The following is a 25,019-nucleotide window of genomic DNA, read 5'->3' on the forward strand; positions in this document are numbered from 1 at the left end:
ACCCGCAGCCGCATGATGCGCGGCATCCGCGGCAAGGACACCCGGCCGGAGCTCGCGGTGCGGCGCGCCCTGCACGCCATGGGAATCCGCTACCGCCTGCATGACCGCAGCCTGCCGGGGGCGCCAGATCTCCTATTTCCCCGTTACCGCGCGGTAGCGTTCATCCACGGCTGTTTCTGGCATGGCCACGGCTGCCACATGTTCCGCTGGCCCGCGAGCCGCGCCGACTTCTGGCGGGAGAAAATCACCCGCAACCAGGAAAACGACGCCCGGGCCGTCGCCAGCCTCGCCGCCAGCGGCTGGCGGGTGGCCGAAATCTGGGAATGCGCCCTGCGCGGACGCGGCCGCCTGCCGCCGCAGGAAGTGGCGCAGGCGGTGGCCGCCTGGCTGGAAGGCGACGCGCCGCGACTGGAAATCCCGGAGGAAGCGCTCCCGGACGACGCCTTCTGACTCCCGCACGCCGGAGACGGCGGCCGGGACGACGCTCCTCCCCCGGGCCGCGACCAGGACGGCAAAGCCGCAGGGAGGAGCGGCCTCTCCGCACGGTTCACGTTCATGGCGACGCGCGAACAGGCGAACCATTCCGCACGGAATGGGCTAACATGCCGGCGCGCCGCGCCGGCGCCCGCAGGCTGCGGAGCCGACGTGAATCTCAGGCGGCCACTGGAGAATTCGGGATGAACACCGCGCCACACACACAGACGGAAACCGGGGCGGCGATGCGCGCCGCCGGCGAGGAGATCGCCCGCCGGGCGGGCATCGTGCTGCGCGACCCCTCCCTGCTCACCGATCACGCCCCTGTCGCCGGCGAATGGATAGCGCCGCAGGGCGACGGCGGCCTGCCTGTGATCAATCCGGCCAGCGGCCAGCTGATCGCCCGCGTGCCCAACCTTGGCCCGGAGGCTGCGCGGCGCGCCATCGACGCCGCCCATGCGGCGCAACAGGAATGGGCCCGGCGCCCGGCCCGCGATCGCGCCCGCATCCTGCGCAGGTGGTACGACCTGGTGGTGGAGAACGTCGACGACCTGGCGCTGATCCTGACCCGGGAGCAGGGCAAGCCGCTGGCGGAGGCGCGCGCCGAGATCCTCTCCAACGCGGCCTATCTGGAATGGTTCGGCGAAGAGGCCAAGCGCGTCTATGGCGACGTGACGCCCGCCGCCGCCCCCGACCAGCGCATCCTCGTGCTGAAGCAGCCGGTGGGCGTGTGCGCCGCCATCACCCCGTGGAACTTCCCGAACGGCATGATCACCCGCAAGGTCGGCCCCGCCCTCGCCGCCGGCTGCGCCATGGTGCTGAAGCCGGCCCCGCAAACGCCGCTCTCGGCCTTCGCGCTCGCCATTCTGGCCGGCAGGGCCGGCGTGCCGGCGCCGCTGTTCTCGGTGATCACCGGCGACGCCGAGCCGCTGGGGCTTGAGTTCTGCCACAATCCGCGCGTGGCCAAGATCAGCTTCACCGGCTCCACCCGCGTGGGGCGCTGGCTGCTGCGCGAGGCCAGCGGCGGCGTCAAGAGGCTGTCGCTGGAGCTGGGCGGCAACGCGCCGTTCATCGTCTTCGACGACGCCGACCTCGACGCCGCCGTGGCCGGGGCCATCGCCTCGAAGTTCCGCAACAGCGGCCAGACCTGCGTGTGCGCCAACCGCATCTATGTGCAGGAGGGCGTCGCCGGGGCCTTCGCGCAGAAGCTGGCGGAGAAGGCCGCGCAGCTGCGCCTTGGCGACGGCCTTGATCCGGACACCCAGCAGGGGCCGCTGATCAGTGAGGCGGCGGTGCGCAAGGTTGAGGAGCATCTCGCCGACGCCCTCGCCAAAGGCGCGAAGCTGCTCACTGGCGGCCGGCGCGCCAGCCTTGGCGGGACCTATTTCGAGCCCACGGTCATCACCGGGGTCACCCAGGAGATGCGGGTGACGAAGGAGGAGACGTTCGGGCCGCTGGCGCCAGTGATTTCCTTCCGCGACGAGGCGGAGGTGATCGCCATGGCCAATGACACCGAATTCGGCCTCGCCGCCTATTTCTACTCCCGCGACATGGCCCGCATCTGGCGGGTGGCCGAGGCGCTGCAAACCGGCATGGTGGGCGTCAACGCCCCCTCCCTCGCCAATGAGATGGCCCCCTTCGGCGGCGTCAAGCAGAGCGGCCTTGGCCGCGAAGGCTCACGTTACGGCATCGACGGGTATCTGGAGATCAAATACGTGCTGCTTGGCGGGGTTGATCCGGCCTAGGACGTCCGCCGGCGCCGCCCCCGGCGCGCCGGGCCGGGGCCCGGAAACGGCGGCGGTCACCGGCCGTCGCCGGCCTCGCCGCCGGCGCCGCCGTTTCTGGCCTGGGCCGGCCCAGGCGACGGCGGCGCGGACGCCTTCGGCTGCAGCGTCGCCACCGGACCGGAGCGGATGGCGGCGGAGAAATCCGCGCCTTCCGGCACGCCCTGGGCGATGGCGGTGATGCGGGCGCGCTTCTTCACCTCCTCCAGCGGCAGGCGGGTGGTGATGTAGCCGTGATCATACAGGTAGTCGGGCAGATAGCCCGAAAACAGGATGCGCCAGTCGAGCGCGGCGCCGGGAACAAGGGCGGCGGCGAGGCGATAGGCCACCGTGGTGCAGTTGGTGCGGATGGTCTGGTACCACACGGGCGTGGCGGCCAGACGGTTGGCGTATTCGAGATAGGAGCGCAGCAGCTCGCGGCGGAAGCGGTCGTTGGCGTCCACCGGAAACAGGGACACGTCCTCCTTCCGGAAGTTGGTGCGCAGCCGGATGATGTCTTCCTCGGTGGCGGCGACAAGCACCATCTCGAACTGCTTGAAGAAGCCGCCGACAGACGAAAACTCTTCGCCCACCTCGCGCCGGATCTCGGCCGAAAACACCAGATGGCGCCCGTCGCGAAAGCCAAAGCTCACCAGCGTGTGGGCGATGGCGGGGCTGTCCCAGACGGAGGTGAAGACATCAAGGCTGGCGAGATCAGAGAAGCGGTAATGGTGTTTCTCCCAGCGCGCCGCGCCCTCATGCCCGTCGCGCCATCTGAAATTGCGTACGTTCATCAGGGTGATGTCATCGCCGTCGATGTCGGCGACCACGCCGCGGGCCACGTCCGGAGCCCAGTCGCGATCCAGCGACGGCTCGATTGACTCCCACCACGTGGCCATCACCGCGAAAACCACCAGCCAGGCCACGGACGCCGCCAGCCTGCGGCGCCGGAACCACAGCCACAGCGCGCCCGCCGTGGCCGCCGCCAGCACGGCGACGGCGGCCACGGCCATGGGCGCGGGCAGCTGGTAGGCCAGCGCCATGGAGCCGAGCGCCAGAAACGCCAGCGTGACGAGACAGACCAGAAAATCTCCAAGAAGCCTGATGATCACACGCCCCCCTCCCCCCAGCGGCGCACGGACAGTGGCGACGACAATAATCGGCCCGCCGCCGGAATGTGAAGGCGGCGACCGGCGCGGCGCTTGACGGCGGCCCGGTTTGCCTGCCCCTTCGCACGCAGGACGTCAACAAGCAGGGGAAACGCCATGATCAAGCTCACCTTCTGTCTGGTGCGGCTGCCGCATCTGGACCGCGCGGAGTTCCAGCGCTACTGGCGCGAGCACCACGCCCCGCTGGTGCGTTCTCACGCGAAGGCGCTGCGCCTGCGGCGTTACGTGCAAAGCCACGCCCTGCCGGAGGACGCGGCGCCATGGCTGGCGAAAACCCGCGGCGCGCCCGAAGGCTTCGACGGCGTGGCCGAGCTGTGGTGGGACAGCATGGCGGATTTCACCCACCGCTCGCCGGAGGCCGCCGCCGCCGGCGCCGCCCTGCTGGAGGACGAGAAAAAATTCATCGACCTCGCCCGCTCGCCGCTGTTCATCACGGAAGAATTCGTGGCGCTGGACGAAACCGCCTGAACCGCTCCCGGACGCCAGGGCCCGCGCGGCCAGCGCGGCGGGGCACGCGCCGGAGCCACAGACTGCTCCCTGGCGACTGTTCCCTGGCGACGCAGGCGTCCGGGTCTCGCCGGCGCAGCCCGGCGCCTGCCGGGGCCGGTCAGGGCCACGTTCCCGGTTTCGGGAACCAGGCCGGTTTCTGCAGGCGCAGGCGTCTTGCCCTCGCGGCCTGACCCGGACGCCCTGGCCGGGACGCACGGGGCAGGCGCTCACGTCCAGGCGTTCAGAACGGGCTGCGTCAGAACAGCCGTTCGGGCAGTTTCAGCAGATCGCCTGGCAGCACCGGCGTTTCCGGAGACAGCGGCATGGCGACGAGCGGCCCCACCCCCTGGCGCTGCACGAGAATGTCCGCGTGGCTGGCGCGACGGGTGGCGCCGCCGGCCATGGCCACGGCGCTCATCAGGTTGAGCCCCGGCCGCCAGGGATACTCGCCCGCCCGCTCCACCTCCCCGGTCACGTAAACCGGCCGCCACGCCGCCACCGTGACGGTGACGCGCGGCTCCAGCAGCATGCGCCCCTTCAGCCGCGCCGCAATGCGCGCCGCCGCTTCCTGCGTGGTCAGGCCGGCGACCTCCACCGCGCCGGCGACAGGCAGGTCGATGCGGCCGTCCTGCCCGATCATCACCGGCCCGCTGAGCCGGTCCTCGCCATAGACGATGACGCGCAGCTGGTCGCCAGGACCGAGAAGCGGCGCGGTCAGGGCCTGCGGCGGCGCTGGCGCTGGCGCCGGCGCAGCGCTTCGCCCGCCCGGCTGCGCGTCCGTCACGCAGGTGCCGACGCACGCCGCCGCCAGAACCGGCGTGAGCAGCCGCACGGCCGCGCGCACGCGCCGCCAGCGGCTCCACGGAAAAATCCTCAGCGTCGGCATGAGATTCGACAAACGGCTCCTGTTGATCGCCCGGCCCTGTCGTGCGGCCGCGCCCCGGGGCGCGGCGCCGGCGGCGCGCCAGCCGGCGCGACCCGCCTCGCGCGGCGCCAGAACATTTTTCCCGAAAACCGCGCAGCGCGCAACAACATGTTGCAAGCGACATCAAGAAAATTTCAGATACGTCCAAATTCATGAATTGAACAATACTTTAATTTTACTTATTCTCGTCATAGGCCGCAGACAGGATGACAGGGAGAGACATGGCCGGCCCCCAGCGCAACTTCCTGCCGCCGCAAGCGGGCGCGCGCCCAGGGCGCGGCCGCCCGGCGCGACTGCTGCGTCGCGTGGGGCTGGCGCTGACCCCGCTGTGCGCCGCCCAGCAGCCGGGCGCGCAGGCGCGTGCCGACGTGCTGTGGGCGCCGGTGATGTCCGCGCCGGACATGGCGCCGGCGTCGCTCTCCGGAAGCGGTTTCGGGGCCGCGCCGGAGGCGTGGGCCGCCGGCTCCTTTCGCCATGACGGCGCCTTCGCCGGCCGCACGGGCCCGCAGACGCCGCCGGTTCACGACCCGCGCGCCGCGCCGCGGGCGCCGGAAGGCGGCTGGCGCGACCAGGGCGGACGCAGCCACGGGAGGGGCGCTCCGGCCCCGCGGCCCGCCCTGTCCGCCTCAGGATGGGATGTTTACGCCAGCGTCAGCCTCACCGGCGCCATCGGGCGGGACGCCGGCGCCAGCCGCGGCGGCGCATTCGCAACGCCCCGGGCGGCGCTGGTCCGCCAGTGGCGGACGAAGCGTCTGGCCCTGGCGGCCGAGGCGCAGCTCAGCGTCACGGCTCCTGACGCCTCCGGCGGCGGCGTGGCCGCGCACTGGCTCTACCGTCCGGACGACAGCCTGGAGGTGGAGGCCGGCGCGGCGGCGCGCCGCGCCGCCGGCATGCGCCGGTTCCGGAGCGACGCCGGCTTCGGGCTGTGGCCGGAGGATGCGGCTCTCCCTGTCCCGGCGCCGGCCTGCGCGACCTTTACGGTTGACGCCGAAGCCTGCGACGTCGCCGGGGCCGGCGGGCGCGTCGTCGTCCGGCGCGGCGACCTGGCGCTGACGGCGGCGGGCGGCGGCCTCGCCGGCCGCGCGGCCGGGCCGGAGCCTCCTGACCGTCGCCGCGACCGCGCCGGCTACGCCCGCGTGCAGGCGCTGGCGCAACTGTCCCACCGGCTTGAGCCGTTCGTGGAGGCCGGGACGCTGTGGCGCGGCGACGGCAGGGCGGAGGCTTCGCGGCGGCGGCTGGTCGCAGGCGCGCGTCTGCCGGAGCTGGGCCTGTTTCACGCCGCCCTGTTCGCCGGCGCCGACGCGCCCTCGCACGGGCCGGCGGCGCCGGCGACCGGGGCGGAGCTGTGGTGGAGCCCGCGCCGGACGCTGACCGTGGGCGTGCGCGCCGAAACGGGATCGGCCAGCGCCAGTCTCGCCTGTTTCTCCGGGGAAACCGGCCTGTGCGTTTCGGGGCGGATGCAGCGCCTCGCCGCGTCGGCGCGCTGGCGTCCCTCGGATGCGCTGGGGCTCGATGTCGGCGTGGAGCTGGCCCGCGCCGTATGGCGGCCAGGCGAAACGGGCGCGCGGCGCAGGGACGACGCCCTGGGCGCCGCCGCACGCGTCTTCTGGACGTTCGCGCCCGGCTGGCGCGCCGAGCTGGATGTGGCGGGCGCGCGCCTTTCCGGGAGCGGACGGCGCCGGGACCGGCGCTTCACCGGCGCCCTCAGCCTGATGCGGGAGATCTGACCATGGGCGCGCCTGCCGAACGCCCAGTCACCGACAGCCTTTTCATGAACAGTCCTGTCACGGACCGAACCGTCATGACCCAGCCGGTCACGGAGCATCCCGTCATGGACCAACCCGCAACGGTCGCGCCGGCGGCCGGCGATCACATGACGCGGCAGGACCTGCGCCTGTTTCGCACTCCCGCCGGCTTCCGGGGGCGGAGCCTTGCCGCCGTCGCCTGCTGGCGGCTGGCGCAGGGCAGCCTGTTCGCCTGGTCGCCGCCGCCGCTGCATGGCTGGCGGCGGGCGCTGCTGCGGCTGTTCGGCGCCCGGATCGGCCGCGGCGTGCGCATCCTGCCGTCGGCGCGCGTGGCCTATCCGTGGAAGCTGGAGATTGGCGATCACGCCTGGGTGGGCGCGGACGCCGTCATCTACAATCTCGCTCCTGTCCGCATCGGCGCCCACGCCGTCATCTCCCAGCGCAGCTGTCTGTGCGCCGCCGGCCACGCGCTCGACCGGCAGGATTTCGCCTATGTGACCGCGCCCATTCACGTCGGGCCGCAGGCATGGATCTGCATGGACGTGTGGGTGGCGCCGGGCGTGTCCATCGGCGCCGGCGCCGTGGTGGGAGCGCGTGCTTCGGTATTTCACGACATCCCCCCGGGCGTGGTGGCCACGGGCGCGCCGGCGCGGCCGCGGAGGCTGCGGCCGCCGCCGCGGACGGGCGCAGCCGGCGACGCCGGCCCCCACGGACGGGGGCGGCCATGACCGCCGCCACGCCGGCGACCGCGCCGGCCCTCCGCCGCATCGTCATAGGTCCGCTGCCGCCGCCGGCGCATGGCTACGCCGTCGCCATGCAGGGGCTCGTACGCCTGCTGCGCGCCGCGGGCGCCGAACCGGAGGCGCTCGATCTCGCCGTGCGGCGCCGCGGTTTCGGCTATGTCGCCCTGCGCCTGTGGCGCGCGGCGGCGGCCGCCGCCCGGCTGGCGCGGGAAGGGCGCGTGACGGGCCGGCGCGCCCGCGTCCACATTGGCGTCGACGGCGGGGCGGGCATTGTACTGGTCATGCTGGTCGTGCTCGCCGCGCGCGCCGCAGGTTGCAGCCTGCGTCTCCATCATCACAGCCAGGCCCGCATGCACCGGCGCAGCCTGCCGTTGTGGCTGCTTGCGCGCCTCGCCGGGCGCGACGCGCTGCACGTGGCCCTGCGCCAGCCGATGGCCGTGGCGCTGCAGGCGCGCCATGGCCCGCGTCTCCAGGTCCAGGTGCTCTCCAACGCGGCGTTCGTTCGCCCGCCTGCGCCGTCGCTGCTGTGGCGTCGCGGGGAGCGGGAACGGCCGCTCACCGTGGGCATGCTGGGCAACCTGTGCGCTGAAAAAGGCCTGGACGCGTTTCTGGCGCTCGCCGACGCCTGCCGGGGTCCGGACGCCGCGCAGGCGCCCGACGCGCGCTTTCTCCTCGCCGGGCCGGTCGTGCGCGCGCGTGACCTTGGGGCGGTATGGCGGCGGGCGGCGCAGGGCGTGATTCACTGGCTTGGCCCGGTGAACGAGCGCAACCGGTCGTCGCTGTTCTACCTCAAGGTGGACCTGCTGGTGTTTCCAAGCCGCCACGTGCATGAAGCCGAGCCCTTCGTGCTGCTGGAGGCCATGGCGCACGGCTGCGCCATCGTCACCGCCGACGTGGGCTATGTGCGCGATCTCGTCGGCGACGCGGCGCTGGTCATCCGGCCGGGGGACGACTTTGTGCGCGGCGCGATGGCGGCGATCGGGCGCGCGCGGCGCGAGCCCGGCTGGCTGCGCGACATGCAGGCGAAGGCGCGCGCCCGCTTCATGGCGGAGCGCGCGGCGGCGCTCGCCGCGGCGCGCGCGGTGCTGGAGCTGGAGGCGACGACGCCGCTGGGCGCCGTCGCCTGCCGTCGCGGCGACAGGACGGCGCGCCAGGCGTCGCGGACGGAGCGGCTGGCGGCGGAGGGAGCACGGCCATGACGGAGCCGCTCCGCGATTCCGCCATACTGTTGCTGCTGGCCGCCGAAACCGCCGCGCTCGTGCGGGCGCGCCGGCGTTACGGCCTGACGGGCGCGGCGACGCTGACCGGCTGCTGGACGGTTGGGGCGCAGCTCATCGCCTGGCTGGCGCTGCACGGCGTCCTCAGCCATGACATGACGGAGGTCTATGGCGGCGCCGATCCGGAGGCGGACCTCGCGCGCGCCATCTGGTGCGCGGGCGGCCTGTTCGCCCTGGTGTGGGCGCTGCAGGCGGCGGTGGCGCCGGCCCGGGCGGGAGGAGCGCCGCGCCCGCCCCGGCCTGTCCGTCCGCGCGCCTTCCTGCGCTGGCGCAGACGCGCGCTCTGGGCGGTCGCGGCGGCGTGGAGCGTCGCCTTCGCCGGCGCGGCGGCGACGCTGGACCTGCAACGGCTGTGGTTCACGAGCGGCTATCTGGAGCTGACCGACCCGGAGCTGATGACCCGCGGCGCGCTGTCCGGCCTCGCCTTCACCCTGCTGCCCTACTGCGGCGCGCTGGCGGCGGCCGCAGCGGCGCTGGCGCTGGCTCCGCCCCGGCCGGATCCGGTCGCCGCCGCGGCGACCGGCGCGCAGGCGGCCGTCACCACGCTGTGGCTGCTTGCGGCGCACTCCCGCGCCGCCGCGCTGGCGCCGCTCGCATTCATGCTGGTCACGCTGCTCACGGCGCCGCGGGCGTGGTTCAGGCTCGCGCTCTGCGGCGCGCTGGGCGCGGCGGCGCTGGGCGGCGCCCTCGCCGGCCGCGGACTGGGCGCGCACGGGCTCGCCAGCCTGCCGGAGCTGCCGGCGCTGCTCGCCGGCGTCGCCGGCTGGGGGCCGCGGGCGGCGACCAATCTGGCGGAGGGCGTGTTCGCCGTGGCCGCCGGTCTTGGCGAATGGCGCAACGCCGCCCCGGGCGTCCGCTTCTTCCCCGACGACTATGTGTGGCTGAGCCTGTCGCCGCTTCCCTCGGCGCTGGACGGTTTCAGCGAGGCGCTTGGCGCGCAGGTGCGCCTGCATGAATACGCGCCGATGCCGGGCTATGTGGAGCTGTTGTGGTTCGGCCCGCCGCCGGCGGCGGCGTTCCTGTTCATTCTCGCCGTCGCCATGGGGCTCGCCGCCCGGGCCGGAAAGACCGTCCCGCTTGCGCAGGCCGGCGCCGAAATGCTGCTCGCCGCCGCGGCTCTACCTGATGGCGAGCTATCCGGTGCGCACGGCGCTCAAATTCCTGTGGATCAGCGTGGCGGTCAGTCTCGCCGCCATGGCGCTTGCGGCGCTGGCGCGCGGCGCGGACCGCGCCGCGGGCACGGAGGCGGCCCCATGACCGTCATGCTCCCGCTCTCCGCAACACCCGCCCCCGCCGACGCCGCCCGCCAAAGCGCGCCGGAGCACGCCGTCGCGCCGCCGCTGTGGACGCATCTGCTGCTGCATCACCGGACGGTTCTGGCGGGGGCGGCCGCGGGCATGATCGCCGCGTGCCTTTTCCTGCTGGCGTTCCCGCCCGTCTGGCGCGCCTCGACCGACGTCGAACTCACCGGAACGCCCCCCGGGAGCGCCGGCGCCAGCCCGTCGGCCGCCGTCTCCGAGGGGATCATCGAAAACCAGGGAGTCATGGCCACGTCGCAACCCGTTCTCGCCCGCGCCGCAGCGATGCTGGCGGAGACGGGGGATGAGCTGACGGTCCTGCAGCTGCGCGGCTGCGTGAGCGTGCGGCGCCTGCCGCGCACCCTGGTGTGGCGCATCACGGCGAAGGCCAGGTCCCCTGCCCTCGCGCTGCGGATCGCCGACGCCGTCGCCGGAGCATGGACGGCGGAGCGGCTGGCGTCGCGCAGGGAGATGGCGAACAGGCTTGTAAGCCAGCTAAATGCAAGATTGCCGGAACTGGCGGAGCGTGTTCGCGAAACGGAGGCGGCCGCAGCACAGTGGCGCCGCCAGCATGGCCTCGCGCCGGAGGGGGAGGCCGGCGCCAGCCTTGGCGACCGCCAGCTCGCGCTGCTTAACGAGCGGCTCGCGCAGGCGCGCGCCGCCACGCTGAAGGCGAAAGCACGCCTGGAGCAGTTGCGCCCCACAGAGGAACTCCATGCCGACGGCGGCGTGGCGACGCCGGAGATGCGCTCCCTGCAGCACCAGATGACGGCGCTGGCGCGGGAGGAGGCGGCGCTCGCCGGCCGCTACACGGCGCAAAGTCCGGAGCGCAGGGCGATCCGGGCGCAGATCGGCGCGGTCAGCCGGGCGATCCGGGCCGAGCGGGAGCGGTTCGCGAGGGCGCTGCGCATGCAGGTCGCCGAAGCGGAGCGGCGGGAGCAGGAGCTGCGCGAGGCCCTGAACGCGCGCGGGGGGCAGGAGGCGTCCGGCGCCGTGGCGCGCCTGCGCGAGCTGGAGCGCCAGGCCGCCGCCAGCCGCGCCGCCTATGACCAGGCGCTGACGCAGCTGCACGCGGCGCAGCTCGCCGGCGCGACCGACGCCCCCGCCGCGCGCGTCATGTCGCCGGCGACGGCGGAGGACGCCCCGGCGCTGCCCCGGCCGGCCGTCGCCCTGTCGCTGGGCGTGGCGGCCGGCGGCGCGCTCGCCCTGCTGGGCGCCGCCCTGCACATGCGCATGCGTGATCCCTGTCTGTCGGCCCGGCTCCTCGCCCACGATCTTGAGGTGGAGCGGATCGCCGCGGCGCCGCTGTTGCGTCCCGAAGCGCGAACGGCGCGGGGCCATGTCATGCACCCGGCCACGGTCGTGGCGGTGCGGCCGCAGTCACGTTTCGCCGAAGGGTTCCGCGCGCTGCGCCAGCTGGTGGACTCCTGCCCCGCGGTCGCGGCGCGGCCCGGTCCGCGGATGGCGCCGTGCTCCGGCGGCCTGGGACACGGGCCGCGCCGGCGCGGCCGCATCGTGCTGGTCACCTCCGCCGGACCAGGCGAGGGCAAGACCACCACCGCCATCGGCCTCGGCCTGACCATGCTCGCCGCCGGGCGGCGGACGCTGCTGGTGGACGCCGACCCGCGCCGCGCCGGGCTCAGCGACTATTTCGGCCTGCAGGCCCATTGCGGCCTGCTCGACATGCTCCAGCAAACGGCGATTTTCGCCGAAGCCAGCGTCCGGCGCGCGGGCCTGACGGTGACGCCGGCCGGCGTCGGCGACGGGACCTGCGCGCTTTCCCTCGCCGACCTTGCGGTCGGACCATTACTGCGCCGGCTAACAGGCGTGTTCGATGAGGTGATCGTCGACGCGCCGCCGCTGGACGTGACCGAAGACGCCGCCGCGGTGCTGCAGTCGGCGGACGTAGCCGTGCTCGCCGTGCGCTGGGCGCGTACGCCGCGCCTGGCGGCGGTGGATGCGGCGGCGCGCATAAGAAGGGCGGGCAAGCCCTGCGCCGTCATGCTGACGCAGGTCGATTTCAGCCGCCTGCCGGGCTCCGGCCCCTTCGCCAGCCATGGCGCGGGCGCGCTGCACGGCTATTTCCATGACTGACGCGGACGGACACTGCGGCCTGCCTGGCCGGCGCGCCGGCGCGCCAGCGCAGGAGCGGCCCGCGACGCAGCGGGACGCCCCGCCGGCGGGCACGGGCGGCGATCCTGGCTCGGCCGGCCGGAAGAAGCTGCGGGTGCTGGTCATCGCCATGAATTACGCGCCGGAAACCGTCGGCGTCGGCCGCTACGCCGCCGAGACCGCCGCCGCGCTCGCCGCGCGCGGCCACGCCGTGACCGTGGTGACGGCGCCGCCGCACTACCCCTGCTGGCGCACGGGCCCGTGGCGCGCCGACGGCTACCGCAACCGGTACGCGACGGAAACCCGGGACGGGGTGCGCGTTATCCGATGCCCCCTGCCGCTGCCCCGGCGGGTCGCCGGCTGGCGGAGGCTGGCGCCGCCGCTCGGCTTCGCCCTCGCCGCCGCGCCGGTGATCCTGTGGCTCGGGGCGCGGCGGCGCCCGCATCTGACGCTATGCGCCGAACCGACGCTGTTGGCCCTGTTTCCGGCGCTGGCGGCGGCGCGGCTGGCGGGCGCGCGGCTGGCGCTGCATGTCCATGACCTGGAGCCGGAAGCGTTCGCAGCCGGCTGGCGGCGCGCGCCCTTGCCCGTCCGGATCCTGCAGCGGGCGCGCCGGCGGGCGGACGCCATCATCACCCTGTCGCAAGCCATGGCGGCGCGGCTGGCGGCAGGCGGCGTGGCGCCGGATCGCGTCCACATCTGCCCCAACTGGGCCGACATCGACGCCATCGCCGCCGGAGGCGACCCGGCGACGGCGGCCCGCTGGCGGAGCCGGCTCGGCCTGCGGCCGGAGCAGCGGGTCGTCCTGTGCGCCGGCGCCATCAACCGCAAGCACACCCCCGGGCTGCTCATCGAAGCGGCGCGCAGGCTGCGCGATGACGACGGCGCCGTGATCGTGCTGGCGGGAGAAGGCCCCCTGGCGGAGGAGGCGCGGCGGGCGGCGCGGGAGGTTCCGGCGTTCAGGTGGATGCCGCCGCAGCCCGAGCCGCTGTTGCCGACGCTGATGCATTTCGCCGACGCGCACGTGCTGCCGCTGGACCCGGCGTTTGACGATCTGGCGCTGCCGTCACGGCTCGGGGCCATGCTGGCCAGCGGCCGGCCGGTGGTGGCGACGGCGACGGCGGATTCGTTCGCCGGCCGTTTTCTCGGCGCCGCCGCCACGCTCTGCCCCCGGAGCCGGACGCCGTGGCCGCGGCCGTGAAGGAGGCCCTGGCGCAGGCCGGAGACCAGGAGCGCGCGGCCGCGCGCCGGCGGCTTGCGCGCCTGTTCGACCGGACGCGCAATCTGGACCGGATCGCCAGAATCATTGAAGGGACGCCGCCGCCGGACGACGTCTGGGGAAGCGTGGTCGCCGGGGCGACCGCACGCCCGGCGGCGGCGCAGGCAAAAACGGCGGATGACGGCGCGGCGGGCCGCGATCCGGCGGCCGGCGCGGTCAGCGCAGGCTGGCGAGACTGACGCGCGGCTTGCGGCGCTCCACCACCACCTGGCGGGCAGCGCTGGAGCGGGTGGTGACCGTGAGCACGCGTTTGGGCTTCACGCGCGCCAGCGCGGCGGCCACGGGGCGCACGTCATCGACGCTGACGCCCATGAGGCTGGCCGCAAGAGCGATGCGCTCCTCCGGATCCTGCGACAGGTCGGCGACCGCGGCCAGCGCCTCCTCAATGGTCGGCGGCTCGTGGCGCACCCGCAGCGGAGGCAGGTCTTCGCGCTTCTTGTCGATAATCAGTGCAGGTCTGGACATGGCGCGCTCCCTATATCACGCCCCGCCCGGCCACGCACCGGCTTCTCGCGCCGCAGACATGCGAAGACCGCAAAACGTACATGCGGTCACGGCATGTCAGACTGAAATCTGACGCAACAATCGACTATGTCATGCAAATATGACATGGTCCAAGCCTGCAACTCCTGCGTCCGGCGCAATGCGCCGGACCAGCGCCGCAAGCCGCAGAGGCGCGCGCCGGCGGCTGCCGGCGCGTGACGCCGCGGCGGCAGGCGGATTCATGCGGATGCGGAAAGGAAGAAGGGCCCGCCGGTCAGCCGATCGCCGGCAACAGTCGCGGGACCAGAACAAGCGCGAGCGTCACAAAGGCGATCAGCATGTAGCAGAGGGTGTTCACAGCCATGGGACCCCGGTTGCCGGTTTGCGACGGTGCGCGCGGCGACACGCCGTGTCGCCCCGATTTACGGCAAGAACGTGACCAGGAAGTAAATGGCGGAAAGGCCGGACATGATCAGGCCGCCGCCCGCAACAGCCAGGGCTCCATGGCGGCGCGCACCGTCTGCGGAACGGGGACGCCCGCGCCGTCCCGCGCGTAAACGAGGGTGGTCTGGGCCACGGCGATGCAGCGCTCCGGCTGGAACAGGGCGGTGGCGTAAATGAAGGAGGAGCGGCCGATGGCGGCGACGCCGGCGGCGGCCACCACCTCGCCCGGATAATGTCCCTGGGCGACGAAATCGATGCTCACCGAGGCGGTAAGCAGCTGCACGCCGCCGGACGGGCGCACCACCACGTCCTCGCCGAACACCTGCATGTTCAGGCTGGCGCAGGCTTCCTCCACGAAGCGCGACAGCGCCACATTGTTGATGTGATGGTTGGCGTCGAGATCGCCGTAGGCGGCCCGGATGCGGATCCGGAACGGATAGGTCGCCAGCGAACGCCGGCCGGGGATGCTGCTCACGCGCATGGAATGCTCCGGAAACGGATCAGGCCGGGCCGGAGGCCGCCAGCAGGTCCGGCCGGCGCTCGCGGGTGATGGCCAGCGACTGCTGCCGGCGCCAGCGCTCGATGCGCCCGTGATCGCCGGACATCAGCACTTCAGGCACGTCGCGCCCCTCCCAGGAGCGGGGCCGCGTGTAGTGGGGATACTCCAGCAGGCCGTTCTCGAAGCTCTCCTCGCCGGCGGAGGTGAAGGCGCCCATGACGCCGGGGATCAGCCGCACGCAGGCGTCGAGAATCACCAGCGCCGCCATTTCGCCCCCGGAGAGGATGTAGTCGCCGATCGACACTTCCTCGAGATTGCGGCCCTCGACGACGCGTTCGTCCACGCCCTCGAACCGGCCGCAGACCATGATGACGCCAGGGCCCGCCGCCAGCTCGCGCACACGCTTCTGGGTGAGGGGGCGGCCTCGAGGCGACATCAGCAGGCGCGGGCGGCAATCGCCCGCCGGCGTGGCGGCGTCGATCGCCGCCGCCAGCACGTCGGCGCGCAGCACCATGCCGGGGCCGCCGCCGAAGGGCGTGTCGTCCACGGCGCGATGACGGCCGAGGCCATGATCGCGGATGTTGCGGGTCTCGAGACTCCACAGGCCGCGCGACAGCGCGTCCCCTGCGAGGGAGACGCCCACCGGTCCCGGAAACATTTCCGGATACAGGGTCAGCACCGTGGCCCGCCACGGCGTGCGCGCGGGCGCCGCCCGCGTTTCGTCATCAGTTCCGGAAACCATGCCGTCCAACCGTTCGCCCCCTGCTGGCGACGCCGCGCGCCGCTCAGTCCTCCGCGTCATCCGGCTCCGGCCGGGAGTCGCCGTCTTTCGCAAAGGGATTGACGGACACCACCAGCCGGCCGCCGGCGATGTCGACCACCGGCACGAAATCGCGGGTGAACGCCACCATCGCCGTGGACCGGCGCGGATTGCCGGGGCTGGCCGGCGGGCGGATCTCCACCACGTCGCCGGCGCCAAAATCATGCACCGCGACCACCTCGCCGAGCCGCTCGCCAGCCGCGGTTTCGACGGCGAGGCCGACGAGATCGGCAAGGTAGAATTCGTCTTCGTCCTCAAGCTGCGGCAGGCGCCCGCGCGGCATGAACAGCCGCTGGCGCGCCAGCGCTTCGGCCGCGGCGCGGTCCGCAACGCCCTGCACCGAGACGACGAACATGTCATGTTCGCCGCCTGGCGCCGGCCGCATGCCGGTGATCACGATCTCCCGCCCGTCCGCGAGGACGAGCGGCGAATAACCGGCGACGGCGGCGGGATCCGCCGTCCACGACTTGAGCCGCAGCTCGCCCCGCACGCCATGGGCGCGGCCGAATTCGGCCACCACCACATGTCCTTCCGGCGTGCGGGCGGCAGGTCCGCGCGCTTCCGTGCGCCCGCCCTGCGGGGCGGCGCGCGCCCCGGCGCCATTTCCGGAGGCAGGAGCGGGGCTGTCAGATGCCTGCCCGGCGGGCGGCGCACGGAACCGTCTGGCCATGGCGGATTACGCGGAGGCCTCTTCGCCGGCGGCCGCAGCGGCGGCCTCGGCGGCGGCGGCGGCGCGCTCCCGGGCCTTCTGGCCAGGCTCGCCCTTCTTCGGGTTGTTGCGGGCCGGGCGCTTCAGGACGCCGGCGGCGTCAAGGAAACGCAGCACGCGGTCGGTCGGCTGGGCGCCCCTGGCCAGCCACGCCTTCGCCTTCTCCACGTCCAGCACCACGCGGTCGGCGGCGTCTTTGGCCTTCAGCGGGTCATAGGAGCCGAGGCGATCGATGAAACGGCCGTCACGCGGGGAGCGGGAGTCGGCGACCACGATGCGGTAGAACGGACGCTTCTTGGCGCCGCCGCGGGCGAGACGGATCTTGAGAGCCATTGGTTACTCCTGAAAAAGTGCTCTTGTCCTGTTGGGTTCGCCCGCCGCAGCAACCTGCGCCGGGCCTGGAACGCGCGCCGTCAGACGCGCGTCATTTCTTCTTTCCGAACGGAAGCCTGCCGAGGCCGCCGAGCGGCCCGGCGCCGGGCAGGCCGGGCAGGCCGCCCTTGAGCGCCTTGCCCAGATCCGCCGGCAGCGCCGGCATCTTCCCGCCCTTGCCCATCTGGCCCAGCGCCTTCTGCGCCTCGGCCAGCATTTCCGGCGTGGGGCCGCCCGGCGGCAGCCCCGGCATGCCGCCCGGCATGCCGCCGCCGCCAATGCCGAACAGGTTGCCGAGCGCGGCCCCCAGCCCGCCGCGACCGCCCTTGCCCATGGACTTCATCACCTCGGCCATCTGCCGGTGCTGCTTGAGCAGGCGGTTCACGTCCTCCACCTTCACGCCGGCGCCGGCGGCGACGCGCTTCTTGCGGGAAGCCTTGAGGATCTCCGGATTGCGCCGCTCCTGCGGGGTCATCGACAGGATGATGGCCCGCTGGCGGCGGAAAATGCTGTCGTCGATATTGGCCTGCTCGATCTGGGCGCGGATCTTGCCCATGCCGGGCAGCATGCCGAGCACGCCCTTCATGCCGCCCACCTTCTCCATCTGGGCGAGCTGCTCGGCCATGTCCTCCAGATCGAACTTGCCCTTGCGCATCTTGTCGGCGATGCGCTGGGCCTTCTCGGCGTCGATGGTCTCGGCCGCCTTCTCCACGAGCGAGACGATGTCGCCCATGCCGAGAATGCGGCTGGCCACGCGCTGGGGATGGAATTCCTCGAGGGCGTCGATCTTTTCTCCGGCGCCGACCAGCTTGATCGGCTTGCCGGTGACGGCGCGCATGGAGAGCGCCGCGCCGCCGCGGCCGTCGCCGTCCATGCGGGTGAGCACGATGCCGGTGACGCCCACCTTGCTGTCGAAGGCGCGGGCGGTGTTCACCGCGTCCTGGCCGGTGAGGGCGTCGGCGACGAGCAGCACCTCATGCGGATTCGTGGCCGCCTTCACCTGGGCGACCTCGTCCATCAGCTCCTCGTCGATGGTGACGCGGCCGGCGGTGTCCAGCATCACCACGTCGTAACCGCCGAGGCGCGCCGCCTCCAGGGCGCGCTTCGCGATCTGCACGGCGTTCTGGCCCGGCACGATCGGCAGCGTCGCCACGCCCACCTGCTCGCCCAGCACCGCCAGCTGCTCCATGGCGGCCGGACGGCGGGTGTCCAGCGAGGCCATCAGCACCTTGCGCCTGTTCCGCTCCGTCAGGCGGCGGGCGATCTTGGCGGTGGTGGTGGTCTTGCCCGAACCCTGCAGACCAACCATCAGGACCGCCACCGGCGGGGCGGCGTTGAGGTCCAGCGTCTCGCCCTCGGCGCCCAGCATGGCGACCAGCTCGTCATGGACGATCTTGACCACCATCTGGCCCGGCGTGACCGAGCGGATCACCTCGGCGCCCACGGCGCGGTTACGCACCCGGTCCGTGAAGGAGCGCACCACCTCAAGGGCGACGTCTGCCTCCAGCAGCGCCCGGCGCACCTCCCGCAGCGCGGCGTTGACGTCTGCTTCCGACAGCGCGCCGCGGCGGGTGAGCTGGTCGAGAATGCCGGACAGTTTTTCGGAAAGGCTCTCGAACATTATTCGGAAATCCCCGCTGTTTCAGCGCGGCGCCAGGCCGGCGCGCTCCGGTGGCGATGCGCGGCGCGGCCGGCCAAAGCGGTCGCAGCCGCCGCCGGCGCGGAGCCATGACGCAGCATCACGCCGCGCCGGCCGCGTCCCGTTCCGGAAGTGTGTGCGATCCTGCGCAACGGTCAGTATCCTTCTGGCGGCGAACCGCCCCGCGCCCCAGCTGTTTTCCGTCCGGCCGCCCTGCGCGCATGCGCGGGACGCCCGCCTGCTCCGGAGCCCCGCCGCCCCGCTTCCGGCCAGTCCGTTCGCGCAAACGCGTGCGGCGCCCGAGGGCGCAACGCGCTGTCGGACGTTGACCTCCGGAGAACCTGTCACAGGCCCCTGCCGGTCGGCGGCTCTCGAACGGGTCGTTCGGGCAATTGGCGCTTGATGGGCCAGAACGGCCGCCGAGTCAAGAAACTCCCCCGAAGACGCGCCGCCGGGCGGCGGCGGACCGGCCAGCCTGTCCGCCCCGTCTCATCGCCGCTGGGGATCCGCGCCGCCGCCATCCCGGCCTGGCGCCTGACCCTCGCCCGGAGACTGGCCCCTGGACGGGGGCTGGTCCTGATCCGGAGCGGGCGTCTTTCCGGCGTCCCCGCCGGCGTCCGGCCCGGGACCATGGTCATGGCCGGGGGCCACGCCATGATCGTGATCGTGGCCATGGCCGCCCTCCTCCGGCGCTCCGGCGGGCCGGCCGCCGCCCGCCTTGGGGCGGATATAGATGTTGATCTGCAGCGTCGGATCGGACGGATCCTTCGGGTCCGAGGCGTATTCCTCGATAAAGGCGTCCTCGGCCTCGATCCCCTTTGAGTCGAGATAGGCGGTGATCGCCTCATAGGTGGCGTCGATCTCGTCATAGGGCGCCTTGTGGGTGAAGCGGATGGCCTTGCCCGACGGCGTCTTGCCGAAGCGCACGCCGCCTCCCGCCTTTGCGGGATCGGCGGGCGGCGCCGCGACGGGCGCCATGGCCTCATAGCTGAACCCGGCCTCATCGGTGGAGACGAACACCGCCAGCGGCCGGCCCGCCGGCTTCACGCCGATTCTGGCCAGCTCCGCCGCCAGGGCGTCGAAACTGTCGAACAGGCTGCGGAAGCCGTCGTCCCAGCTGCTGCGCCCCGACAGAATGGCCGCGTCCCGCGCCGGCAGCTCGACCACGTCGATATGGCCGGCTTCCGCCGGCGTCGGCAGCACCGTCTCCAGGCCCGCGTAGGCCGAGGGGCCGCGCGGCGCGGGCGGCGGCGATGAGGCGCCGCGGCGCGGCGGCGCCTCATCGCCGGGCAGCGTCGCGGCGTCCTCGTCGGCGCCTTCAGCCTCATCGGTCCCCACCCGCGCGGGGGCCCTGCCCTCCGCGCCGGTTCCGGGCGCCGCCCCTGGCTGCGGCGCCCCCTCCTGCGCGCCGGCCGGGGGCGAAGCCGCGGCCGCCTGCGCGAAGGCGCCATGGCCCGGAAACATCATCACGCCCGCCAGCAGCGCCGCCATCAGGACGGACGACGTTCCGCGCCCGCCTCCGGCGCGCCGGCGCGCGCCCGGCCCGCCTGCTGTCTCATGCCCTGTGCGCCGCATCGCGATCACCATTCCGCATCGCCCCGTGTTCCGCCGCAGCCGCGCCGGAACCGCCGCCGTTTCTCCAGCCCGCGCCCCTTCTCCAGCCTGCGCCCCATCCGGGGCGAAATGACGCCAGCCCGCCGCCTGGCCCCGCCAGACGCCACGCCCGCAAATCGCCGCGGCCCCGCGCAGTATGTACGAGGAGACGTCCGGGCGACAGGGCTACTTTTTTGCACGGCGCGCATCATGTATGAGGCTGTCAACGGTTTTCGACAGCCGGCGGGGCCTTTTGCGACCGCGCCGCCGGCGCCCGCGACGGCGGGCGGCCCGGACGGGTCGCGCACGCCGCGCCAGCGTCACGATGCCGGCGCACTCTCAGGCCCCTTTCAGACAATGTGCCCCCTGGTGAAGCAATGAGCGCAGCATCCCCCCTCGCCGGCGCGCCCTTCCTCAAGATGAACGGCGCCGGCAACCAGATTCTGGTGATGGACCTGCGCGGCCGCGATCACGTGATCACGGCGGATGAGGCGCGCGCCATCGCCGGCCTGCCCCGCTCCGGCTTCGACCAGCTGATGGCGCTGCATGATTCCGCCGGCGGCGCCGACGCCTTCATGCGCATTTACAACAATGACGGTTCGGAATCGGGCGCCTGCGGCAACGGCACGCGCTGCGTCGCCTGGGCCCTGGGCCGCGACGGCGGACCGGACCGCGTGACGCTGGAGACCTCGGCCGGGCCCATCGTCGCCGAGCGCGCCGGCGAATTCAGCTTCACCGTCGACATGGGGCCGCCGCGCTTCGACTGGCGCGAGATCCCCCTCGCCCACGCCATTGACGACGACGACGGCGTGGACGTGACGCTGCCCGGCTGGACGCCGCCCGGCACGGCCTCGGCCCTCGGCATGGGCAACCCCCATCTCGTGTGCTTCGTGCCTGACCAGCAGGCCTACGACCTGGCGACCCACGGGCCGGCGCTGGAACGTCATCCGCTGTTTCCGCAGCGGACCAACGTGTCCTTCGCCCAGGTTCTGGACCGCGGCCACATCCTGCTGCGGGTGTGGGAGCGCGGCGCCGGCCCCACTCTCGCCTGCGGCACCGCCGCCTGCGCCACGGCCGTGGCGGCCATCCGCCGCGGCCTCGCCGGCCGGCGCGTGACCGTGGACCTGCCAGGGGGCCGCCTCGGCGTCGAATGGCGCGAGAGCGACGGTCACGTGCTGATGACCGGCCCGGTGGAGCTGGAATGGGAAGACCGGCTGCCGGCGGACTTCATGGCCGCCGCGCCGGCGGACGCGGGCTGATGGCGGTTGAGGTCGTCACCTTCGGCTGCCGGCTGAACGCGGCCGAATCAGACGCGATGAAGCGCCACGCCGCCGCGGCGGGCGAGGCCGGCGCGCCGGTGTTCATCGTCAACACCTGCGCGGTCACCCAGGAGGCGGCCCGCCAGGCGCGCCAGGCCATCCGCCGCCTCCGCCGCGAGCATCCGGACGCGCGCATCGTCGTCACCGGCTGCGCGGCCCAGGTGGAGCCGCAGGCCTTCGCCGCCATGCCGGAGGTGAGCCACGTGCTGGGCAACGCCGAGAAGATGCGCGGCGAGACCTGGCGCAGCCTGCTGGCCCCGGACGGCGGCTTCACGCCCCGCACGCTGGTGGGCGACATCATGACCGTGCGCGAGATCGCCCCGCACCTGGCGGACGGCCATGCGGTGAAGGCGCGCGCCTTCGTGCAGGTGCAGAACGGCTGCGACCACCGCTGCACCTTCTGCATCATTCCCTTTGGACGCGGCCCCTCGCGCTCGGCGCCCATGGGGCTGGTGATCGACGAGGTGCGCAGGGCGACGGCGCTCGGCGCGGCCGAGGTGGTGCTGAGCGGCGTCGACATTACCAGCTATGGCGACGACCTGCCGGGACGGCCCCGGCTCGGAACGCTCGTTCGCCAGGTGCTGAAGCACGTGCCGGAACTGCCGCGCCTGCGCATCTCCTCCATCGACTCGGTGGAGGCGGATCCGGAGCTGCTGCGCGCCCTGGCGGAGGAGCCGCGGCTGATGCCGCACCTGCACCTGTCGCTGCAGGCGGGCGACGACCTGATCCTGAAGCGCATGAAGCGCCGGCACAGCCGCGCCGACGCCATCGCCTTCTGCGCCGAGGCGCGGCGGCTGCGGCCGGACGTGGTCTTCGGCGCCGACATCATCGCCGGCTTCCCCACCGAAACCGAAGAGATGTTCCGGCGGTCGCTCGATCTGGTGGACGAGTGCGGGCTCACGCACCTGCACGTGTTTCCGTTTTCGCCGCGCCCCGGCACGCCGGCGGCGCGCATGCCGCAGGTGGACCCTGCCGTGGCGAAAGACCGCGCCAGACGGCTGCGCGAACGCGGCGCCGACGCCCTGCGCCAGTATCTGGACGGCGAGGTGGGCCAGCGCCGCCGCGTGCTGGTGGAGCGCAAGCAGGGACGCACCGAGGCGTTCACGCCGGTGCGGCTGGCGCGGCCCGCCGCCTATGGCTCGATCATCGAGGTCGAGATCGCCGGCCATGACGGCCGCATGCTGGTGGCGGCGTGAGCGCGGCGGCGGCCGCTTTTCCACATGGACCGGCCCTGCGCGCCAGGCGCGCGGCGTTTGCCTATGGAAGAATGCATTTCCACCGGCGGCGGCGATTGACAGGCGGCGCGAACTGCTCTTTAAAGCCCGCATCCCGGTCGGGGGCTGTAGCTCAGATGGGAGAGCGCTGCAATCGCACTGCAGAGGTCAGGGGTTCGATTCCCCTCAGCTCCACCAGGGATCCCGCAACATGCGGCGGATGCAGGACGCGCTCCTGACCACAGGTCAGCGGGCGCGAAACTGTTTCAAGGGCTCTCCCGGTCCTCTCCCTGGCCTCTCCTGCGGCCGGGCGAAGGCCCGCCCGCCGCGTCCCGGAGGCGGCCCTCCCCAGAGCATTCAGAGCATGATGACATGGTCCGGCAGCTCGTTGCGGGTCTCGCCCGGCGCGGCCGGAAAATGTTCGGCGAGAATGGCGCCGATGCGCGTCACCACCTGCTCCATGCCTTCGGCCACGCGCCCGGCGCGGATGGCCGTCACCAGATCCTCCACCGCCGCGCGCCACGCCGCTTCCCCGGCCAGCGCCGCCACGCCCTCGTCCGGGATCACCTCCACGTGACGCTCGCTCACGGCCACGAAAACCAGCACGCCGGTGCGGCCGGCCGTGGCCTGCAGCCCGCGCGCCGCGAACTGCCGGCGCGCCGCCTCGCAGGCGCGCTCGCGTTTCAGGAATTGCGGCGTCAGCGCCAGCCGCAGCGGCCGCCATAACAGCGCCCCGCCGGCCAGCGCAGCCGCGGCCAGCTGCGCCATCCACACCGGGGCCGGCCCCCAGCTGGTGAAAACAATCAGAAACCCCGGCGCGGCGAAGCCCACCGCCGCCGCCAGGAAAATCGCCCAGCTGCGATAGGAGCTGGCCTCGCGCGCGACGATGCACACGATCTCGCCTGTGGTGCGCGCCTCCGCCGCCCTGATGGCCTCCGCGACCCTGCGCCGTCCGGCTTCGTCCAGCATGTTCCGTGGCCTTCCGTCGTCCGCTTCACCAGCTGCCCGAAGCGCCGCCGCCCCCGGAGGAGCCGCCGCCGCCGCTGAAACCGCCCCCGCCGCCAAAGCCGCCGCCGAAACCGCCGCCCCAGCCGCCGCCGACGGGCGGGATAACCACCGGCCCCCAGCGGCCGGAACGGCGCCGGTGCATGCCGCGGCCGCCGCCCCCGCCCGCCATGCGCGACATGATGCGGATGAAGATGAGCAGCAGCACGACGTAAAACAGCACCGCCGCCAGCGACGGCGGCCCGTCGCCCCCTCCCCGGGGGCGGGCGCGGCGGCTCCACGTCTCCGCGTCGCCCTTCAGCACGTCGACGATGGCGTCGGCGCCGGCCTCGACGCCCCCGGAGAAATCGCCGGCGCGAAATTTCGGCAGGATGGCCTGGTTGATGATGACGCTGGCGAGGGCGTCGGTGAGCCCGCCCTCGACGCCATACCCCACCTCAATGCGCACCTTGCGCTCGCGCGGGGCCACCAGCAGCAGCACGCCGTTGTTGCGGTCCTTCTCGCCGAGCCCCCAGCGGCGGAACAGCCGGTTGGCGTATTCCTCAATTGTGAGGCCGTCGAGACCAGGCGCCGTGACCACCACCACCTGGTCGCCGGTCTGCGCCTCGTAGGCGGCGAGTTTTTCGGCGAGGCGGGCGCGCGTCGCGGCGTCGAGAACGCCCGCGGCGTCCACCACCCGGCCGGTGAGGGCCGGAAAGCGCGGCTCCCGCGGACTGTCCGCGGCCGGACCGGCGGCCTGCGGGCGCGGCGGCGCCTCCGGAGCCGGCGGGCGCGGCTGCGACGCTGCCTCCCCCTGCCGCCCGCCCTGCGACGGCGCCCCCTGGGCCAGGGCCGGAGCCGCTCCCGGCAGGGCCGGGGCCGCCATGACCAGCGCAAGGGCGAGCGCCAGCATCGCCGCTAGCCGCCGCGGCGACGCCAGCTCCGTCAGACGTTTGAGACCATGGGCGAGAAACATGCCGGCTGCGTCCCGGGTCAGCGCGCCCGCCCGGCGAGGGGCCGGGCGCGGGAGATCAGAACTTCACCGACGGCGCGGTCTGCGCCCCTTCCGCAGCGGAGAAGGTCTCCATGGGTTTTGCGGACGGATAGAGGATCTTCGCGATCCACGCGCCGGGGATGGTGGTGAGCTCGGTGTTATAGGCGCGCACCGCCTCGATGTAGTCGCGCCGCGCCACGGCGATGCGGTTCTCCGTGCCCTCCAGCTGCGACTGCAGCGCCAGGAAGTTCTGGTTGGCCTGCAGGTCCGGATAGCGCTCGACGGTGACCAGCAGACGGCTGAGAGCGCCGCTGAGCTGGGACTGCGCCTCGGCGTACTGCCGGAACTTCTCCGGATCAGTGAGCGTGCCCGCGTCCACCTTCACCTGGGTCGCCTTCGCCCGCGCCTCGACCACGGCGGTCAGCGTGTCCTGCTCGTGCCGGGCGTAGCCCTTGACGGTCTCCACCAGGTTGGGGATCAGATCAGCGCGGCGCTGGTACTGGTTCTGCACCTCAGCCCACCTGGCCTTCGCCTGCTGCTCCAAGGTCGGAACGGCGTTGATCTGGCCGCAGCCAGCGAGCGGAACTGCGATGGCGAGCGCGGCCAGCGCCATACGGATGCGGGAAAAGAGCGCCACTTGCGCCTCCTGTCTGGCGGGCGGCGGAGGGTCTGCGG

23 protein-coding genes and 1 tRNA gene (1 of these 24 running past the window's edge) are annotated in these 25,019 nt (G+C 73.2%); 12 read left to right on the forward strand and 12 right to left on the reverse strand.

What is annotated here, in order from left to right:
- Both ACFFJB_RS11915 and ACFFJB_RS11920 read left to right on the forward strand, forming a co-directional pair.
- Positions 1-450, forward strand: the 3' portion of a protein-coding gene (locus tag ACFFJB_RS11915; RefSeq protein WP_376831559.1) for a very short patch repair endonuclease. 24 nt of this gene lie to the left of the window's left edge; 450 of the gene's 474 nt are visible here — the last part of the coding sequence; the start codon falls outside the window, past its left edge; its stop codon occupies positions 448-450.
- A 269-nt stretch (positions 451-719) separates the two neighbouring features.
- Positions 720-2,219 carry an NAD-dependent succinate-semialdehyde dehydrogenase gene (locus ACFFJB_RS11920; RefSeq protein ID WP_376832678.1) on the forward strand — a complete coding sequence of 500 codons (1,500 nt, stop codon included), beginning with the start codon at positions 720-722 and terminating at the stop codon, positions 2,217-2,219.
- 56 nt (positions 2,220-2,275) lie between these two features.
- Here the strand turns inward: ACFFJB_RS11920 and ACFFJB_RS11925 are convergent, their stop codons facing one another.
- The gene (locus tag ACFFJB_RS11925) at positions 2,276-3,349 is read right to left on the reverse strand and encodes an Lnb N-terminal periplasmic domain-containing protein (RefSeq protein ID WP_376831560.1); all 1,074 of its coding nucleotides are present in this window, start codon (positions 3,347-3,349) and stop codon (positions 2,276-2,278) included.
- Between the two features lie 153 nt (positions 3,350-3,502).
- Between ACFFJB_RS11925 and ACFFJB_RS11930 the strand changes: the two genes are divergently transcribed.
- Positions 3,503-3,874: an EthD domain-containing protein gene (locus ACFFJB_RS11930; RefSeq protein ID WP_376831561.1), complete on the forward strand. Its 372-nt coding sequence runs from the start codon at positions 3,503-3,505 to the stop codon at positions 3,872-3,874.
- Between the two features lie 277 nt (positions 3,875-4,151).
- On the opposite strand, the gene ACFFJB_RS11935 is transcribed toward ACFFJB_RS11930, so the two are convergent.
- Positions 4,152-4,793, reverse strand: coding sequence for a polysaccharide biosynthesis/export family protein (locus ACFFJB_RS11935; protein ID WP_376831562.1), 642 nt, complete (start codon positions 4,791-4,793; stop codon positions 4,152-4,154).
- A gap of 248 nt (positions 4,794-5,041) precedes the next feature.
- On the opposite strand from ACFFJB_RS11935, the gene ACFFJB_RS11940 reads away from it, so the two are divergent.
- The 6 genes from ACFFJB_RS11940 to ACFFJB_RS11965 all read left to right on the forward strand — a co-directional run bounded on the left by ACFFJB_RS11940 (position 5,042) and on the right by ACFFJB_RS11965 (position 13,453).
- Positions 5,042-6,547 carry a hypothetical protein gene (locus ACFFJB_RS11940; RefSeq protein ID WP_376831563.1) on the forward strand — a complete coding sequence of 502 codons (1,506 nt, stop codon included), beginning with the start codon at positions 5,042-5,044 and terminating at the stop codon, positions 6,545-6,547.
- A 104-nt stretch (positions 6,548-6,651) separates the two neighbouring features.
- On the forward strand, positions 6,652-7,293 hold the full coding sequence (locus tag ACFFJB_RS11945) for a WcaF family extracellular polysaccharide biosynthesis acetyltransferase (protein WP_376831564.1): 642 nt from the start codon (positions 6,652-6,654) through the stop codon (positions 7,291-7,293).
- Complete coding sequence (locus ACFFJB_RS11950) at positions 7,290-8,507, forward strand: glycosyltransferase family 4 protein (protein ID WP_376831565.1); 1,218 nt, start codon at positions 7,290-7,292, stop codon at positions 8,505-8,507. The genes ACFFJB_RS11945 and ACFFJB_RS11950 overlap by 4 nt, the downstream gene beginning before the upstream one ends.
- Positions 8,504-11,977: a GumC family protein gene (locus ACFFJB_RS11955; RefSeq protein ID WP_376831566.1), complete on the forward strand. Its 3,474-nt coding sequence runs from the start codon at positions 8,504-8,506 to the stop codon at positions 11,975-11,977. The genes ACFFJB_RS11950 and ACFFJB_RS11955 overlap by 4 nt, the downstream gene beginning before the upstream one ends.
- Positions 11,970-13,196, forward strand: coding sequence for a glycosyltransferase (locus ACFFJB_RS11960; RefSeq protein WP_376831567.1), 1,227 nt, complete (start codon positions 11,970-11,972; stop codon positions 13,194-13,196). The genes ACFFJB_RS11955 and ACFFJB_RS11960 overlap by 8 nt, the downstream gene beginning before the upstream one ends.
- The gene (locus tag ACFFJB_RS11965; RefSeq protein WP_376831568.1) at positions 13,181-13,453 is read left to right on the forward strand and encodes a hypothetical protein; all 273 of its coding nucleotides are present in this window, start codon (positions 13,181-13,183) and stop codon (positions 13,451-13,453) included. Before ACFFJB_RS11960 ends, ACFFJB_RS11965 begins: the two co-directional genes overlap by 16 nt.
- Here ACFFJB_RS11965 and ACFFJB_RS11970 read toward each other — a convergent pair.
- The 7 genes from ACFFJB_RS11970 to ACFFJB_RS12000 all read right to left on the reverse strand — a co-directional run bounded on the left by ACFFJB_RS11970 (position 13,431) and on the right by ACFFJB_RS12000 (position 19,731).
- Positions 13,431-13,739 (reverse strand): hypothetical protein, encoded by a 309-nt coding sequence (locus ACFFJB_RS11970; protein ID WP_376831569.1) that lies wholly within the window; start codon positions 13,737-13,739, stop codon positions 13,431-13,433. The genes ACFFJB_RS11965 and ACFFJB_RS11970 overlap by 23 nt on opposite strands.
- Before the next feature lie 490 nt (positions 13,740-14,229).
- Positions 14,230-14,682, reverse strand: coding sequence for an acyl-CoA thioesterase (locus ACFFJB_RS11975; protein ID WP_376831570.1), 453 nt, complete (start codon positions 14,680-14,682; stop codon positions 14,230-14,232).
- Between the two features lie 19 nt (positions 14,683-14,701).
- Positions 14,702-15,442 (reverse strand): tRNA (guanosine(37)-N1)-methyltransferase TrmD, encoded by a 741-nt coding sequence (trmD, locus tag ACFFJB_RS11980; RefSeq protein WP_376831571.1) that lies wholly within the window; start codon positions 15,440-15,442, stop codon positions 14,702-14,704.
- 43 nt (positions 15,443-15,485) lie between these two features.
- Positions 15,486-16,043, reverse strand: coding sequence for a ribosome maturation factor RimM (rimM, locus tag ACFFJB_RS11985; protein ID WP_376831572.1), 558 nt, complete (start codon positions 16,041-16,043; stop codon positions 15,486-15,488).
- 153 nt (positions 16,044-16,196) lie between these two features.
- The gene (rpsP, locus tag ACFFJB_RS11990; RefSeq protein ID WP_376831573.1) at positions 16,197-16,562 is read right to left on the reverse strand and encodes a 30S ribosomal protein S16; all 366 of its coding nucleotides are present in this window, start codon (positions 16,560-16,562) and stop codon (positions 16,197-16,199) included.
- Between the two features lie 91 nt (positions 16,563-16,653).
- Entirely contained in the window at positions 16,654-18,222 is a 1,569-nt protein-coding gene (ffh, locus tag ACFFJB_RS11995) for a signal recognition particle protein (RefSeq protein WP_376831574.1), read from the reverse strand.
- A 507-nt stretch (positions 18,223-18,729) separates the two neighbouring features.
- Positions 18,730-19,731 (reverse strand): GyrI-like domain-containing protein, encoded by a 1,002-nt coding sequence (locus ACFFJB_RS12000; RefSeq protein ID WP_376831575.1) that lies wholly within the window; start codon positions 19,729-19,731, stop codon positions 18,730-18,732.
- 479 nt (positions 19,732-20,210) lie between these two features.
- Here ACFFJB_RS12000 and dapF point away from each other — a divergent pair, with 479 nt between their 5' ends.
- From dapF to ACFFJB_RS12015, 3 genes are all read left to right on the forward strand, one after another.
- Positions 20,211-21,092 (forward strand): diaminopimelate epimerase, encoded by an 882-nt coding sequence (gene dapF, locus ACFFJB_RS12005; protein ID WP_376831576.1) that lies wholly within the window; start codon positions 20,211-20,213, stop codon positions 21,090-21,092.
- Positions 21,092-22,348, forward strand: a complete 1,257-nt coding sequence (gene mtaB / locus ACFFJB_RS12010; RefSeq protein ID WP_376831577.1) for a tRNA (N(6)-L-threonylcarbamoyladenosine(37)-C(2))-methylthiotransferase MtaB — start codon at positions 21,092-21,094, stop codon at positions 22,346-22,348. Before dapF ends, mtaB begins: the two co-directional genes overlap by 1 nt.
- A 140-nt stretch (positions 22,349-22,488) precedes the next feature.
- A tRNA-Ala gene (locus tag ACFFJB_RS12015) sits at positions 22,489-22,564 on the forward strand.
- Positions 22,565-22,723: 159 nt separating this feature from the next.
- Here the strand turns inward: ACFFJB_RS12015 and ACFFJB_RS12020 are convergent.
- From ACFFJB_RS12020 to ACFFJB_RS12030, 3 genes are read right to left on the reverse strand one after another with little or no spacing between them, the layout of a single operon-like run.
- Complete coding sequence (locus tag ACFFJB_RS12020) at positions 22,724-23,335, reverse strand: TPM domain-containing protein (RefSeq protein WP_376831578.1); 612 nt, start codon at positions 23,333-23,335, stop codon at positions 22,724-22,726.
- 25 nt (positions 23,336-23,360) lie between these two features.
- Positions 23,361-24,326 carry a TPM domain-containing protein gene (locus tag ACFFJB_RS12025; RefSeq protein ID WP_376831579.1) on the reverse strand — a complete coding sequence of 322 codons (966 nt, stop codon included), beginning with the start codon at positions 24,324-24,326 and terminating at the stop codon, positions 23,361-23,363.
- Positions 24,327-24,381: 55 nt separating this feature from the next.
- On the reverse strand, positions 24,382-24,957 hold the full coding sequence (locus tag ACFFJB_RS12030; protein WP_376832680.1) for a LemA family protein: 576 nt from the start codon (positions 24,955-24,957) through the stop codon (positions 24,382-24,384).
- Positions 24,958-25,019 lie beyond the last annotated feature (62 nt).

Source organism: Camelimonas abortus (assembly GCF_042432745.1).
GTDB classification, from domain to species: domain Bacteria; phylum Pseudomonadota; class Alphaproteobacteria; order Rhizobiales; family Beijerinckiaceae; genus Camelimonas; species Camelimonas abortus.

What these genes read in the sequence shown, in the direction of transcription:
- ACFFJB_RS11920 (WP_376832678.1), top strand. Translation starts at nt 720, where the DNA reads ATGCGCGCCGCCGGCGAGGAGATCGCCCGCCGGGCGGGCATCGTGCTG.
- ACFFJB_RS11930 (WP_376831561.1), top strand. Translation starts at nt 3,503, where the DNA reads ATGATCAAGCTCACCTTCTGTCTGGTGCGGCTGCCGCATCTGGACCGC.
- ACFFJB_RS11940 (WP_376831563.1), top strand. Translation starts at nt 5,042, where the DNA reads ATGGCCGGCCCCCAGCGCAACTTCCTGCCGCCGCAAGCGGGCGCGCGC.
- ACFFJB_RS11945 (WP_376831564.1), top strand. Translation starts at nt 6,652, where the DNA reads ATGGACCAACCCGCAACGGTCGCGCCGGCGGCCGGCGATCACATGACG.
- ACFFJB_RS11950 (WP_376831565.1), top strand. Translation starts at nt 7,290, where the DNA reads ATGACCGCCGCCACGCCGGCGACCGCGCCGGCCCTCCGCCGCATCGTC.
- ACFFJB_RS11955 (WP_376831566.1), top strand. Translation starts at nt 8,504, where the DNA reads ATGACGGAGCCGCTCCGCGATTCCGCCATACTGTTGCTGCTGGCCGCC.
- ACFFJB_RS11960 (WP_376831567.1), top strand. Translation starts at nt 11,970, where the DNA reads ATGACTGACGCGGACGGACACTGCGGCCTGCCTGGCCGGCGCGCCGGC.
- ACFFJB_RS11970 (WP_376831569.1), bottom strand. Translation starts at nt 13,739, where the DNA reads ATGTCCAGACCTGCACTGATTATCGACAAGAAGCGCGAAGACCTGCCT.
- ACFFJB_RS11975 (WP_376831570.1), bottom strand. Translation starts at nt 14,682, where the DNA reads ATGCGCGTGAGCAGCATCCCCGGCCGGCGTTCGCTGGCGACCTATCCG.
- trmD (WP_376831571.1), bottom strand. Translation starts at nt 15,442, where the DNA reads ATGGTTTCCGGAACTGATGACGAAACGCGGGCGGCGCCCGCGCGCACG.
- rpsP (WP_376831573.1), bottom strand. Translation starts at nt 16,562, where the DNA reads ATGGCTCTCAAGATCCGTCTCGCCCGCGGCGGCGCCAAGAAGCGTCCG.
- ffh (WP_376831574.1), bottom strand. Translation starts at nt 18,222, where the DNA reads ATGTTCGAGAGCCTTTCCGAAAAACTGTCCGGCATTCTCGACCAGCTC.
- ACFFJB_RS12000 (WP_376831575.1), bottom strand. Translation starts at nt 19,731, where the DNA reads ATGGCGGCGCTGCTGGCGGGCGTGATGATGTTTCCGGGCCATGGCGCC.
- dapF (WP_376831576.1), top strand. Translation starts at nt 20,211, where the DNA reads ATGAGCGCAGCATCCCCCCTCGCCGGCGCGCCCTTCCTCAAGATGAAC.
- mtaB (WP_376831577.1), top strand. Translation starts at nt 21,092, where the DNA reads ATGGCGGTTGAGGTCGTCACCTTCGGCTGCCGGCTGAACGCGGCCGAA.
- ACFFJB_RS12020 (WP_376831578.1), bottom strand. Translation starts at nt 23,335, where the DNA reads ATGCTGGACGAAGCCGGACGGCGCAGGGTCGCGGAGGCCATCAGGGCG.
- ACFFJB_RS12025 (WP_376831579.1), bottom strand. Translation starts at nt 24,326, where the DNA reads ATGTTTCTCGCCCATGGTCTCAAACGTCTGACGGAGCTGGCGTCGCCG.
- ACFFJB_RS12030 (WP_376832680.1), bottom strand. Translation starts at nt 24,957, where the DNA reads ATGGCGCTGGCCGCGCTCGCCATCGCAGTTCCGCTCGCTGGCTGCGGC.